Genomic DNA, 13,235 nt, shown 5'->3' with positions numbered 1-13,235 from the left:
CCATGCCAGGAGAGGAAACCTCGTGACCGGATTCGCCGACGGGCTGCGGGACCGCCTGAGACGGCTGTTCCAACGGCACGGATCGGTCGACCTCAAGCCGTTCCGCCGGATCGTCGCGACGGCGACCGGCGACGCCGAGGCGCTGGCGGGCTGGTCCGACGCGAGGCTCACCGAGGCCGCGCAACGATTGCGTACGACGATCGGTGAGAGCAGGGACACCGAGAAGAAGCAGCGGGGCAAGCGCGGTGGCGCGAAGGGCTCCGGATTCACCGACGCCCAGGCGTCGGAGTTCTGTGCGATCGGCCGGGAGGCCGCCGATCGGACCCTGGGGCTCCGGCCGTTCGACGTGCAGCTGGTCGGCACGATGGCCCTGCTGTCCGGTCACGTCGTCGAGATGGCCACCGGCGAGGGCAAGACGCTCTCCGGCGCGTTGGCCGCCGCAGGCTATGCCTTGCAGGGCCACCGGGTGCACATCCTGTCGATCAACGACTATCTGGCTCGGCGCGACGCCGAGTGGATGGCCCCGGCGTTCGAGCTGCTCGGGGTGACGGTGGGGTGGGTCGCCGAGACCTCGACGCCCGAGGAGCGGCGCGCGGCCTATGCGGCCGACATCACCTATGCATCGGTCAGCGAACTCGGCTTCGATGTCCTACGGGACCGGCTGTGCACCGATGCGGACGAGCTGATCGTGCCCACGCCGGACGTGGTGATGGTGGACGAGGCCGATTCGGTGCTGGTGGACGAGGCGAAGGTGCCGCTGGTCCTGGCCGGGGCCCGGGGAGTCGGGGTCGACGACCAGGAGATGACCAAGGTGGTGCGCAGGCTCCGGCGGGGCAGGCACTACGAGGTCGACAAGGACGAACGCAACGTCTCGCTCACCGAGGCAGGGGCGGCCGAGGTGGAGCGGGCGCTCGGCGGCGTCGACATCTATTCCGAGGAACACGTGGGCAGCACGCTGACCAGGGTCAACGTCGCCCTCCATGCACACGCGCTGCTGCACCGGGACGTCGATTACCTGGTGCGCGACGGGCGGGTCCAGCTCATCAACGCCTCGCGGGGACGGGTCGCGTTGTTGCAGCGCTGGCCGGACGGACTGCAGGCGGCGGTGGAGGCCAAGGAGGGCTTGGCCGTCAGTGAGAGCGGGGACGTGCTCGACGAGATCACCGTCCAGGCGTTGATCGGCCGTTACCCCACGCTGTGTGGCATGACCGGTACGGCGATGCCCGCCGCCGAGCAGCTGTACGAGTTCTACCGAGCCACGATCGCGGTGGTTCCGCCGAACGAGCCGTGCATCCGAATCGACGAGCCGACCCGGCTGTTCGCGACCAGGTCGGCGAAGGAGGATGCGATCGTCGCGGAGATCACCGCTCGGCACTCCGAGGGCAGACCGGTGCTGGTGGGCACCCAGGACGTCGCCGAGTCCGAACAGCTCGCCAAGCTGCTCGAGGCTGCCGACGTCCCGTGTGTGGTGCTCAACGCCAAGAACGACGCCGAGGAAGCCGGGATCATCGCCGACGCGGGCGCCCACGGCCGGGTCACCGTCTCGACGCAGATGGCCGGGCGGGGCACCGACATCAAACTCGGCGGACATGACGGCAAGGACCGCGAGCGCATCGTCGAGTTGGGCGGGCTGGCCGTCGTGGGCACCGGTCTGCATCCCAGCAACCGCCTCGACCAGCAGCTTCGTGGCCGCGCAGGCCGACAGGGCGATCCCGGTGGGTCGGTGTTCTTCGCCTCCGCCGAGGACGAGTTGATCGTGCAGCACGCACCCGAGGCCGCCGCGAAGCTCTCCGCCGACGAGGCCCAGGAGTTCACCGGTCGTGGCGCCCAGCAGGCCTTCGCGCATGCACAGCGGGTCGCCGAGGGTGTCGGACTGGAGATCCATCGCAACACCTGGCGGTACACGAGCCTGGTCTCGCATCAACGGCGGCTGATCAGCGAGCATCGTGATGAGCTGCTGCGCACCGACCTGGCGAGCCGCACTGCAGCCGAACAGCATCCGAAACGCCATGCGGAGTTGGTCGAGGAACTCGGTGAGGAGACGGTGGAGCAGGCGGCCCGGTTGATCGCGCTCTACCATCTCGACGACCGCTGGGCCGATCACCTCGCCTATCTGGCCGATCTGCGGGAGAGCATCCACCTGCACGCACTGGCGAAGGAGAATCCGCTCGACGAGTTCCATCGGGCGGCGATCCCCGCGTTCAACAAGATCCGTACCGATGCGGCGGACGCGGCGGCGGACACCTTCGAGACGGCCGAGATCACCTCGGAGGGCGTCGATCTGGATTCCGAGGGTCTGCGGCGGCCGAGTGCGACCTGGACGTACCTGGTCAACGACAACCCCTTCGGCTCAGAGGCCGATCGCGCCATCGGGGCGCTGCGCAGCATGGCGTTGGGCGGGCGGCGGTCGAGCCAGCGCAGCAGGCGCAGCGAGGACTGACGGGCCGGCGGCGGCGCGAGCCACCCTGCGGTGTCTCGCGAGTCAGCTGCCCGGGCGGGCCGGCCGGGTCGGCCGACCTAGGGCGTACGCTCCCCCGCCGCTTGACGCTGCGCGTGGTTACGTTCGGCGGCGAGCAGGATGTTGCGCAGCATGCCGCCGAACACGATGCCGTGGAATGGCCACAGCAACCACCAGTACAGGTAGCCCGCCAGCCCGTGTGGCAGGAAAACGGCCCGCTGTCGGAATCGGGTGCGCGATCCGTTGAGGTCGACGCGCAGTTCGAGCCAGGCGCGCCCCGGCATGCGCATCTCGGCACGAAGCCGAAGCAGCCTGCCTCGCTGTAGGTCCTCGACCCGCCACCAGTCCAGGACATCGCCGGTCTGCAACCTGCTGGGGTCTCGTCTGCCCCGGCGCAGGCCGACCCCGCCCATGAGCCGGTCGGCCCAGCCTCGGATCGCCCATGCCAGGGGAAAGGAGTACCAGCCCTGCTCGCCGCCGATGCCCTCCACCACCCGCCACACCTCGGAGGCGGGCGCAGTGGTGTGGCGTTCCCGCTGGTCGCGGAACATCGAACCGCCGGACCATGCCGGGTCCGACGGAAGTGGATCGGAGGGCGCGTCCGGCAGTGATGCACCGGACCAGCGGGTGGCGACGTCGGCCGCCCGCACCTTCTCCAAGGCCAGCGAGACCGCACGTCGATAGTCCCGCCGGCCCTCCTTCGGGTCCGGGATCAGCTGACGGATGTCGTCCTCCCGGCATACCGCATCGTGGATCAAAGATTCGATCAGCGGCGTTGCCAAGCTGCCCGGAACCGGTGTGACCAGGTTGACCCAGTGGGAGGAGAGCTTCGGGGTGAGCAGCGGCACCGGAAGCACCCTCCGTTGCGGAAGCCCGGCGACCTCGGCGTAGCGGTGCATCATCTCCAGATAGCTCAGGACGTCCGGCCCACCGATATCGAAGGTGCGGCTCACCGTGGTGGGCAGGGTGGCCGCACCGACGAGGTAGCGCAGCACATCGGCGATGGCGATCGGCTGCACCCGGTTGTGTATCCACTTCGGCGCGATCATCAGGGGCAGCCGCTCGGTCAGATAGCGCAGCATCTCGAAGCTCGCCGAGCCGGAACCGATGATGACGGCTGCCTGCAGGACAGCGCAGGGAACACCGGAGCGCAGCAGGATCTCGCCGACCTCGGCCCGTGAGGACAGATGTTCGGACAGCTCGGTGCGCACCGGATGCAGCCCGCCGAGGTAGACGATGCGCCGCAGCCCGGCTTCCCTGGCCGCTTGGGCGCTGAGCAGTGCGGCACGGCGGTCCTTGGCGGCGAAACCGTGTTGCTGCAGCGAATGCACCAAGAAGTAGAGGACTTCGCAGCCCGCCACGGCCGCTCTGATGTCGGCTTCCGAGGTCAGGTCGCCTTGCACGATCTCCACGTCGGCGGCCCAGGGCACGTCTCGCAGCTTGTCGGGATGACGCGCCAGGCACCGCACCCGATGGCCTTCGGCGAGCAGGGCGGGCACCAATCTGCCCCCGATATAACCAGTCGCACCGGTCACCAGGATTCGCACGATTCATTCTGGGTTCGTCCGGTCGACGCTTGCACAGTGACCAGCCCGGGGTTGCACCGATCCGGCGGACTTCGGTCCACCGAGGTTTCAGCGCCTCGTCGGCGCGAGGGGCCCGGATCAGCTGACCACGGCGGTAGGTGGTGTGGCCGCGACCGGATCGACGGCTACGCGGTAGCGCCCGTGCCGAGCGCATCTGCCATGGACGCAGAATCGTGGTCGCGGCCACCCCGTCGACCATGATGACGTCGCCCTGATGTCGGCTTCCGAGGTCGCCCTGAACGATGTCCACGTCGGCGGCCCAGGGCACGTCTCGCAGCTTGTGGCCACGATCCGCATGCATAATGACAGTGACTGCCAGGTGGCAGCGTTGGACCGACGGGTCGACCGGGGAGGGTGCCATGTCGCTGCGCGAGATCAAGATGGAGCGGACCCGGGAGCTGATCGTCGAGGTGGCGTTCTCGCGATTCCAGGAGCAGGGATTCGCCGCCACCACCATGGAGGAGATCGCAGCCGCAGCGGAAGTCGGCACGCGCACCGTGTACCGGTACTTCCCGACCAAGGAAGCACTGGCACTCAGCGAGTTCGTTGCGGTGTTCGACGCCTCGTTTCACGCTCTCCGCGACTGCCCCGAGGAGACCAGCGTGTCCGAGGTGCTACGCGCGGGGCTGGAAAGCCTGCTCCGGTCGTACGAGGAGGAGCCGGACCGGCTGCGGGCCGCCCACGCGATCGCACACGAAACGCCGTCCGTACGAGCCCATTTCGCCTACCTGCTGGAGACCCACGAAGCCACGCTCCAGCAGGAGGTAGCCCACCGGATCGGCGGCGCGTCCGCTGAACTACTGGCGAGCCTGGCCGTGGCGCAGACCGGTGCCGTATTCGGCTCCGCAGTCCGGAAGTGGTACACCACCGGCGCGCCGGACGATTTGCGAAAGCAGGTGCGCGCCGCACTCCAGGCGCTCCGCGCCGGCGAGGTGCCCGCCCCGGCGCCACTGGCCTGACGAGTCCATCACGTCACGTGGTGCGCATCACGCCGCCCATCGTAGTGACAGTCACTGCCAGATGGCAGAGTTGATCTTATGGCAGTGACTGTCGAGACCTGGCGACGCCGGGACCCGGAGACTGAACGATTGGGGATGACTCCACATGAATAAGGTGTCGAACGAGCGGGTTCCCGTGCTCATCGTGGGCGGTGCATACACCGGGCTGAGCACCGCGCTCGGGCTCGCGCACCACGGCGTCAAACCGCTGCTGGTGGAGCGCAGGCCGACCACTTCGACGTTGCCGAAGGCTTGGGGTCTCAACCCGCGGACGATGGAACTACTCGACACCATCCCGGGTGTCGGCGCGGATGTCCGCGCGGCGATGGGCAACGGGACTATGCCCGCAGTGCGCTCAGGCGCCAGTGTGCGGGTCGCGACCCAGCCGGAAATCGACCCCACGCCCTTTATCGCCGCATACCAAGCGATGACGGCGGCACCGGTGTGCTTTCTACCGCAGTCGACGATCGAGAAAATCCTCCGGTCGCGCGCCGAAGACCTCGGGGCCGACCTGCGCTTCGGCACCGAACTGGTTTCGTGGACACAGGACGACGATGCGGTCACCGCGACTTTGCGCGACGTGTCCAGCGGACACGAATACACCGTCCAAGCCGACTACCTGGTGGCTGCGGACGGGAACACCAGCCCGATCCGGACCAGCCTGGGCATCCCGCTCGAAGGCGGGGGCCGGGTCGGCCACGTCTACGTGATCACCTTCGAAGCCGATCTAACTTCCTATTTCACCCCAGGACACTTCGTGGTTGTGGGAATTCCCGGTTCTGGCACGAGCGTGATTCACGACAGTTTCGGCGTCACCACCCTCTGGGTCGACTATTTCCCGGAAGAGGGACAGAGCGAGGCCGACTTCACCGAGGAGAAGTGTCTGGAGAGGGTCCGCAACGCCATCGGCGTTCCCGATCTGGAGTGCCGCATCGCCAACGCCCGACCGTTCCCGCTCAATCACCAGCTCGCCGAGCGGTTCGTCGACGGTAGGGTCATTCTCGCGGGCGATGCCGCGCATGCCTGCCCGCCAGTCGGGGGGCAGGGCGGCAACCTCGCCATCCAGGACGGCTACGACGTCGCCTGGCGGCTAGCCTTGATCCTCACCGGGCAGGCTGGCCCGGCGCTGTTGGACACCTACCCGCAAGAGCGGCGGCCGGTCATCAACATCACCCTCGAACGCGAAGTCGCGCTCCTGGGCGTGGCCGAAGGCCGGATCCTGTCCACTTTCGACGAATCGCAGCCGATTCCCACGCTCCGCGAGCAGCTGGGGTTCCGCTACCACTCGCCTGCGGTCCGCACCGAGCCCGGCGACGATATGAGCCTGCAGGAAGACCCTGCGGCGCCCACCGGCCGGCCCGGCACCCGTGCCCCGCACGTCCGCCTCACACTGGACGGGGAGACACTGTCCACACACGACCTGTTCGGAAAGGAATTCGTCCTGCTCACTGGCGATGACGGAGCGGAGTGGGTCGACGCTGCTGCCAAGGTGGCGGACCGGTTCGGAGTCGGCCTCGTGTCCCGTCAGATCGGGGTCCGCTTCGTCGACGCCGACAACGTCTGGCGCTCCCGGTACGGGATCGAGTCCGCTGGGGCCGCCTTGGTCCGCCCGGACGCGGTCATCGCCTGGCGATGCAAGGACGCGGCCGACGACCCGGAGCGCGAACTCGCAGAGGCGCTGACCGCAGTACTCGCCCGCTGACCCCCGCTCTTTCGAATCGCCTTCCGGCGTGCACCGCCGGAGGCCGGGGTTATCGGATGCCGGCGGCACCGCCGTTCGCATTCGCGCCCAGTCCCCACCGCGCGCTTTCGCGCATCAGCCGAGATCACTCGCAAGTGCGCATCGCCCGGCTTTGCCTCCCGATAGGCTTCGTCAAGCTGGCGGCCACGTTTCGTGGCCGCCAGCCTCCCGTCCGACTACGCGGTCGCACCCGCGCCGAGCGCACCCGCCATGGCCGCCGAATCATGGTCCCGGCCGACACCGTCGACCAGGATGACGTCGCCCGCAAGGTGGCGGGTGCGCAGCGGCAGGATCTGCTGGTAGGCCTCCGACTCATACCAGGATCGGGCCGACACCAGGTCATCGAACTCGATCACGACCAGATCGCCATCCCAGGAGCCTTCCCGAACCTCCACCTCGGCACCGTGCACGACGAACCGACCGCCGAACGGGTCCAGGGTCCGCTGGATCCCGGCGAGATACCGGCCGACCTCCGGGTGGAACTCGGCGGGCCTGCGGAGACGAGCGAGAGCATAGGCGGGCATGGTGCTCCTTCACAGACGTTGAACGGCGGGCTGTCTCCCACTGGGGCCGAATCGGTTGTCTCGGCCCGTGGTCGTCATCGTCGGTGAGAGGGCGGTGCGCTGTCGATTACCCGAGGGGTAATGCCAGGACCGTCCGCGTCCACCGCAGGCGGAGCCGGGGCGCGCTGATCAGCTCGCCGCCGGGTTGTCGAACCGCCGCGCGGATCCGGTCAGGAAGGACAGATCCGCGTCGACGCCCCACTCCTCGGGCGGCACGTCGCGGCGGAACAGCCGTGCGGTGTGCCCGCGCAGGACGATCGAGTCATCGCTGACTCGAAGCCAGGCGCCCTCGCGGAGCCCGAGTACCGGGACGTCGTTCTCCTCCAGGAACTCCGCGATGCGCTGTTGGCGGCTCTCCCCCATGTGCGAGGAGTCCGGGATCGGGTCCTGGTAGTGCGGGTTGATCTGGAAGTCGATCAAGCCGAGGGTGGCAAACCCCATTGGCTCGACGATCGGCATGTCGTTGGTGGTCCGCAGGGTGGGACAGGCCATGTTCGTGCCCGCGCTCGCCCCGCCGTAGCGGGCACCCCGCCCGACCGCCGTGCGGATCGCCTCGATGAGTCCGCCCCGCTGCAACGCCCGAAGCAAGCGGAAGGAGTTCCCGCCGCCGACGAAGATGCCTGCCGCCTCGGCCAGAGCCGCCGCTGGGTCGGACACCGTGTGCACGCCCCGCACTCGCACGCCTGCCTCGGCGAACGACTCGGCCACCGCAGCGGTGTAGGAGTCGTGGTCGGCCAGCGCGTAGGGAACGAACAACACCTCGGCGTCACCGTAGAAGTCCCGCAGTTCCTCGCGGGCGTGCCCGAAACGGCGGGAGCCGTGGTTGGTGGAGTTCGACATCAACAGCAGTTCCACGAAGCAGCCTCTCCTCGTTGTCGGCGATCCGCTCGGATCATCGCCCGCCCCGATACGGCGGGGACCGGCCGGTTCAGGCCGGCGCGGCGGTGAGCCCGGCGATGGCACCGGTGGCCCGGACCGCGTCGACGACCGGAACGCCCCAGTTCTCTCGCACCGCACCGGCGAGGTCGATCGACGTCAGTCCGGTGCAGGCGAAGACTACGATCTCCGCGCCGTCGGAGACCAGTTCACCCGCAGTCCGTAGCGCCGCCGCCTGCCCCGCCTCGGTGAGCAGATCCGTGGTCTTGGTGACACCGGTGGGCTGCCGATGGGAGATCATCCGGTCGCCGAGCACCGAGGTGATCGACGCGGGTGCCTCCTCGGTGATTCCCAGCACCCCGACCTTGGTGCTGATCGCGGCGGCCACCGAGGCGGCGGTCGAGCCTGCACCGTAGACCGGGACCGACACCTCGGCCCTGGACTCGGCCAGCCCGGGATCGGCAGCGCAGCTGATCATCACGGCGCCTGCGCCGTCCGCGACCAGTTCCCGAACCGCTTCGACGATCTTGGGAATCGCCAGGGCCGCCGAGGCGTCGTCGTACACCCCGTGTGGCTGGTCGGGGATGCAGATCGACCGGGTCTCGAGTCCGTGTTCCTCGGCGATGGCCCGGCCGTGGGCAGTGAGCAGGCTCTCGTCGTCGGTGGTGAGGACCCGGACGATGCCCAACAACGGTCGATTCGACATCGGCTGCCCTCAGTCCCTGCTCGCGCCGCGCAGGTGGTCCAGCGAACCGTAGGTGTCCTGGAGCAGCTGGTACTCCTCGGTGTCGTAGAAGTGCAGCCGCTGGGCACCGAACTCCTTGGCGACCTCGATGCAGAACCGGGTGGCGGATTCCACGCTGGTCAGCGAGGTGGCACCGGTCGCGGAGCCGGGAACGGCGGTCTCTGTGGTGATCGCCACTCCGATGACCGGGGCCGTCGTGGCCACCGCAGGCTGCAGCAGCGAGTTGATGTGGAAGACCCCGTTGCCGTAGGGGGTGATGTCCTGGTTGGTGATCGCCAGCACCGCCGGGGCGGCGCCGGTGGTGATCGCCGCGACATCCAGGACGTCCTCGCGCACGCGCAGGATCCAGCCCTGCTTGACGGTCGGGGTGATGGCGAAGCCCTGGTGGTTGCAGATCCGGTTGCCCTTGGTGGTGTCCACCGAGAGCACCGCGTCCATCGCCGGGTCGATCTCGTGGTTGTTCATCGTGTTGATGTCGACCGGCGAGTCCATGAACGGCACCGGGTCGTGCGGCCTGGTGGGGGCGTTCGGGCAGATGTGCGTCGTGACGATGACGTCGCCGGGCAGACCGTCGCCCCGCCGCCGCATGATGCCGAGCTTGGCTGCCGCGGCGATCGCGGTGAGTGCGCCGTCGCCATCGGAGACGATGCCGATCTTCTCCGGGCGCGCGCCGATCCCGCCGAGTCTGCCGATCAAGCCGAGCGTCGGCGCGTCGCCGCCTGCGCTGCGTCCGTTCGTTCCGGGGATCACCGCGCGGAGGAAGTCGGTGGTGCCCTTCTCGCCGGTCACGGTCTGCACGCTCACGTCGGACACGCCTGCGTCGCGGAGCCAGTCGGCCACGCGCTCACCGGTCACGGACGGGTCGTCGAGCAGTTCTTCGGCGTCGATCACATTGCGCCACGGCATCGTCGAGTCTCGTTCCCTTCTTGCTCGGGCCCAGTCCAGGAAATCTGCTGTTAACACTGATCAGGGCCCTAAGACAGTTGACACCTGCCGGATCAGGGTGTGCCATGGTCTCGTTATTAGCAAGGGCATCTCACTATCAGCAACAGAATGGTCTAGGTTGATGGTTGACGGAGAGTCACGGAGCGGTCAGCTGCGCACGGTCGACCGCGCGCTGGTGGTGCTGAGCGCGTTCACCGACGAACGCCCCGAGCGCGGTGTCGTCGAGCTGGCCCGCGAATTAGGACTGGACAAGTCCCAGGTTCAGCGCATGCTCGCCACCCTGGCGGGCCGAGGCTTCCTCACCGTCCGGCCGGACACCCGGCGCTACCGGCTCGGCCCCGCATTGCTGGGGCTGGGCAGGCGCGCCGAACGCAGCATGGGACTCGACGGCTCGATCAGCACGGTCCTGCACACGCTGGCGCACACCTTCGCGCACAGCGCAGTGTTCAACGTCCCCGACGGCAGCCAGTACCGCTGTGCCGCCGCCGTGGACTTCCCCGGCCCGATCCGCTACTCCTCGGCGATCGGCGAGCTGTATCCCGGGCACGGTGGCGCCAGCGGGCATGCGATCTTCGCCCAACTGCCCACCGAACGGGTGCGCGAGCTGTTCCCCGGCAGGCTGGCCGCGCTCACCCGGTCCACCATCGGCACCGTCGATGCCCTGCTGCACCGACACGCCCAGGTCCGGGATCGAGGGGTGGCCATCAGCGAAGGCGAGTACCACCCGCAGGTGATGGCGGTCGCGGCCCCCGTCTTCGTGGCGGGCGGCGTGGTCGGGTCCATCGGAATCGCCGGAGCGGCCGAGCAGATGCGCGAGCGGGTCGACGAGATCACCACCGCCGTCGTCGCGGCAGCAGCAGAACTGACCAGTCGTTATCGACCGGACGGGTCGGTACGCACCCCCTGATCCTCACCTCCGTACTGCGGCGCCGACGGCGCGTTCGCCCCTGGAAGGACTTCCCTATGTCGGCTGCGACACCTCCCGACTCCGATCTGCATCACGAGGCCAGACACCCCCGGGTGTTCGAGCCGGTGGTGTTCCTCACCACCGCTGCGCTGAGTGTGTTGGGCGCGCTGATCGGCATGCACATGATCACCACACTGGGTGTCACGGCGAACACGTCGATCGTCGGCGCGCTGCTGGCGATGCTGATCGGGCGGATCTCGCTGGGCAAGCTGCGCTCCATGCGCTCGCCGCATCGACAGAACCTGGTGCAGAGCGCGGTGTCCTCGGCGACCTTCGCCGCGGCCAACTCGCTGCTGACGCCGATGGCGGTGTTGTTCGCCTTCGGTCGGACGGATCTGGTCTGGCCGATGCTCGGCGGTGTGATCCTGGCGCTGTTCATCGACGCCTTCGTGCTGTATCGGATGTTCGGCAGCCGCGCGCTGCCCGCCGAGGGCGCCTGGCCGCCCGGGGTCGCCGCAGCCGAGACGATCAAGGCGGGCGACAAGGGCGGCCGCCGGGCCATGGTGCTCGGTGGTGCGGGCGTCATGGGCTTGGCGGGTTCCTGGTTCGGGTTGCCGATGTCGGCGGCGGGCGTGGCCTTCATCGGTAACGCGTGGGCGCTGGGCATGTTCGGCACCGGGCTGTTGGTGGCGCAGTATGCACCCTCGGTGCTGGGGATCGACCTCGACGCGATGTACCTGCCGCACGGGCTCATGATCGGCGCGGGCCTGGTCGCCCTGGTGCAGGCGGCGATGGTGCTGCTCAAGCGGCATCGCCCCGGTGCCGCGGCCACCGATGCGACCACCGACATCTCGGCGTCGACGGCGGCCGACACGACGCCCAGCGGCGAGCCCGAGACGGGCTTCACCGACGACGCGGTGGCACGGCGCGGACTGTTCACCGGTCTCGTCCTGTTCATCGGCGGTGCGCTGGTGTTGGGTCTGATCAGCGGCTTGGCGGCCGAGATGAGCCTTCTCGCGCTGGTCGGCTGGGTGATCTTCGCCGGGGTGGCGGCGCTGGTCCACGAGATCATCGTGGGATTGGCCGCCATGCACGCGGGCTGGTTCCCCGCCTTCGCCGTCACCCTGATCTTCTTGATCTTCGGTCTCCTACTCGGCGTGCCCGCGCTGCCGCTCGCGGTGCTCACCGGGTACTGCGCGGCGACCGGACCCGCCTTCGCCGACATGGGGTACGACTTCAAGACCGGCTGGCTGCTGCGCAAGGGTCACCCCACGGGTCGGGTCTTCGAGCTCGCGGGTCGGCGCCAGCAGTACCTTGCCGCGATGCTCGGCTTCGCCGCCGCCATCGCGATCGTGGCACTGCTGTGGCAGACCTACTTCGAGGCGGGCGACGTCCCGCCGGTGGCCACCGTCTACGCGACCACGATCCTGGAGGGTCTCTCCGATCCCGACGTGCTGATGTCGCTGCTGACCTGGGCGATTCCCGGCGCGATCATCCAGTTGATCGGTGGTAGTCGCCGCCAGCTCGGCGTGCTGCTGGCGACGGGCCTGCTGGTGGCCACCGCCAACGCGGGCTGGATCGTCTTCGGCGCGCTGGCGATCCGATTCGTCTACACCCGCATCCGAGGCGAGGGCGCCGACAACGAGATGGCACTGGTCGGTGCGGGTCTGATCGCGGGCGATGCCATCGCCGCAACCTCGAAGGTGGTGAACTGATGACCTCCCTGCCCACCCTGGGTGTCGTCACGATCGGCCAGACTCCCCGAGTCGATCTGACACCGGAACTGACTGCGGTGCTGCCGCCGTGTCGGCTCGTCGAGCATGGCGCGCTGGACGGCCTGAGCACCGAGGAGATCGCGGCACTCGCGCCTCGCCCCGGCGAGCACGCGGTCACCTCCCGGCTGCGCGACGGCGGCTCCGCCGTCTTCGGCCACGATCAATCGCTCGGGTTGGTGGCTGCTGCCATCCGCCGTGCCGAGGACGACGGCGCCGACCTGGTCCTACTGGCCTGCAGCGGGTCCTTCGTCGGACTCGAACATCGCAAGCCGTTGTTGCTGGTGGAACAGCTCGCGCATCATGCCGTGGCCGGTCTCGGCCCGGAGTTGCGCATCGGCATCGTGCGGCCGCTCGCCGCGCAGCTGTCCGATGCAGGCGAGGCCTGGGCCCGCACGCTTGGGCGAGCGGTTGCCGCCGTGGACGTCGCCGCTCCGTATTCCGACGGCCAAGCGGCTTCGGCGGCAGCCGCGGCCAGGATCGCGGATTCGACGGACGTGATCATCCTGGACTGCATGGGGTTCGACGAGCCGATGCGCCGGGCGGCGGCCGAAGCAAGCGGTCGAACGGTCCTCCTGGTTCGAGGACTGGCCGCCAGGGTGACGGCCGAATTCGTCGCGGGCATCGGCTACTAAAGCGGTGGG

11 protein-coding genes are annotated in these 13,235 nt (G+C 68.8%); 6 read left to right on the top strand and 5 right to left on the bottom strand.

All coding sequences use genetic code 11. The features are described from left to right. Positions 1–22 precede the first annotated feature (22 nt). A complete protein-coding gene (gene secA2, locus BKA25_RS11600; RefSeq protein WP_236750283.1) occupies positions 23–2,440 on the top strand; it encodes an accessory Sec system translocase SecA2 in 2,418 nt (805 codons plus the stop codon). A 77-nt stretch (positions 2,441–2,517) separates the two neighbouring features. On the opposite strand, the gene BKA25_RS11595 is transcribed toward secA2, so the two are convergent. Beyond that, a complete protein-coding gene (locus BKA25_RS11595; protein WP_221313274.1) occupies positions 2,518–3,996 on the bottom strand; it encodes an SDR family oxidoreductase in 1,479 nt (492 codons plus the stop codon). Positions 3,997–4,403: 407 nt separating this feature from the next. Between BKA25_RS11595 and BKA25_RS11590 the strand changes: the two genes are divergently transcribed. Together BKA25_RS11590 and BKA25_RS11585 are read left to right on the top strand one after the other, a co-directional pair. Then, positions 4,404–5,003 (top strand): TetR/AcrR family transcriptional regulator, encoded by a 600-nt coding sequence (locus BKA25_RS11590; protein ID WP_069849916.1) that lies wholly within the window; start codon positions 4,404–4,406, stop codon positions 5,001–5,003. A 145-nt stretch (positions 5,004–5,148) separates the two neighbouring features. Further along, positions 5,149–6,744: an FAD-dependent monooxygenase gene (locus BKA25_RS11585; protein WP_084643075.1), complete on the top strand. Its 1,596-nt coding sequence runs from the start codon at positions 5,149–5,151 to the stop codon at positions 6,742–6,744. A gap of 215 nt (positions 6,745–6,959) precedes the next feature. Here the strand turns inward: BKA25_RS11585 and BKA25_RS11580 are convergent, their stop codons facing one another. The 4 genes from BKA25_RS11580 to BKA25_RS11565 all read right to left on the bottom strand — a co-directional run bounded on the left by BKA25_RS11580 (position 6,960) and on the right by BKA25_RS11565 (position 9,873). Beyond that, positions 6,960–7,307, bottom strand: coding sequence for a DUF1330 domain-containing protein (locus BKA25_RS11580; protein ID WP_069849918.1), 348 nt, complete (start codon positions 7,305–7,307; stop codon positions 6,960–6,962). A 168-nt stretch (positions 7,308–7,475) separates the two neighbouring features. Continuing rightward, the gene (gene pepE, locus BKA25_RS11575; protein ID WP_069849920.1) at positions 7,476–8,201 is read right to left on the bottom strand and encodes a dipeptidase PepE; all 726 of its coding nucleotides are present in this window, start codon (positions 8,199–8,201) and stop codon (positions 7,476–7,478) included. A gap of 73 nt (positions 8,202–8,274) precedes the next feature. Beyond that, positions 8,275–8,928, bottom strand: coding sequence for an aspartate/glutamate racemase family protein (locus BKA25_RS11570; RefSeq protein WP_172803802.1), 654 nt, complete (start codon positions 8,926–8,928; stop codon positions 8,275–8,277). Between the two features lie 9 nt (positions 8,929–8,937). Next, positions 8,938–9,873 (bottom strand): DUF1177 domain-containing protein, encoded by a 936-nt coding sequence (locus BKA25_RS11565; protein ID WP_069849924.1) that lies wholly within the window; start codon positions 9,871–9,873, stop codon positions 8,938–8,940. 160 nt (positions 9,874–10,033) lie between these two features. On the opposite strand from BKA25_RS11565, the gene BKA25_RS11560 reads away from it, so the two are divergent. From BKA25_RS11560 to BKA25_RS11550, 3 genes are read left to right on the top strand one after another with little or no spacing between them, the layout of a single operon-like run. Beyond that, positions 10,034–10,819 carry an IclR family transcriptional regulator gene (locus BKA25_RS11560; RefSeq protein ID WP_069849926.1) on the top strand — a complete coding sequence of 262 codons (786 nt, stop codon included), beginning with the start codon at positions 10,034–10,036 and terminating at the stop codon, positions 10,817–10,819. A gap of 56 nt (positions 10,820–10,875) precedes the next feature. Then, on the top strand, positions 10,876–12,534 hold the full coding sequence (locus BKA25_RS11555; RefSeq protein WP_069849928.1) for an OPT/YSL family transporter: 1,659 nt from the start codon (positions 10,876–10,878) through the stop codon (positions 12,532–12,534). Continuing rightward, positions 12,534–13,226, top strand: a complete 693-nt coding sequence (locus BKA25_RS11550) for an AroM family protein (RefSeq protein ID WP_069849930.1) — start codon at positions 12,534–12,536, stop codon at positions 13,224–13,226. Before BKA25_RS11555 ends, BKA25_RS11550 begins: the two co-directional genes overlap by 1 nt. Positions 13,227–13,235: the final 9 nt, after the last annotated feature.

This window comes from Actinoalloteichus hymeniacidonis, from assembly GCF_014203365.1.
GTDB classification, from domain to species: Bacteria; Actinomycetota; Actinomycetes; order Mycobacteriales; family Pseudonocardiaceae; genus Actinoalloteichus_A; species Actinoalloteichus_A hymeniacidonis.
This window is presented reverse-complemented; position numbering and strand designations above follow the sequence as displayed.

What these genes read in the sequence shown, in the direction of transcription:
- BKA25_RS11590 (WP_069849916.1), top strand. Translation starts at nt 4,404, where the DNA reads ATGTCGCTGCGCGAGATCAAGATGGAGCGGACCCGGGAGCTGATCGTC.
- BKA25_RS11585 (WP_084643075.1), top strand. Translation starts at nt 5,149, where the DNA reads ATGAATAAGGTGTCGAACGAGCGGGTTCCCGTGCTCATCGTGGGCGGT.
- BKA25_RS11580 (WP_069849918.1), bottom strand. Translation starts at nt 7,307, where the DNA reads ATGCCCGCCTATGCTCTCGCTCGTCTCCGCAGGCCCGCCGAGTTCCAC.
- BKA25_RS11570 (WP_172803802.1), bottom strand. Translation starts at nt 8,928, where the DNA reads ATGTCGAATCGACCGTTGTTGGGCATCGTCCGGGTCCTCACCACCGAC.
- BKA25_RS11565 (WP_069849924.1), bottom strand. Translation starts at nt 9,873, where the DNA reads ATGCCGTGGCGCAATGTGATCGACGCCGAAGAACTGCTCGACGACCCG.
- BKA25_RS11560 (WP_069849926.1), top strand. Translation starts at nt 10,034, where the DNA reads ATGGTTGACGGAGAGTCACGGAGCGGTCAGCTGCGCACGGTCGACCGC.
- BKA25_RS11555 (WP_069849928.1), top strand. Translation starts at nt 10,876, where the DNA reads ATGTCGGCTGCGACACCTCCCGACTCCGATCTGCATCACGAGGCCAGA.
- BKA25_RS11550 (WP_069849930.1), top strand. Translation starts at nt 12,534, where the DNA reads ATGACCTCCCTGCCCACCCTGGGTGTCGTCACGATCGGCCAGACTCCC.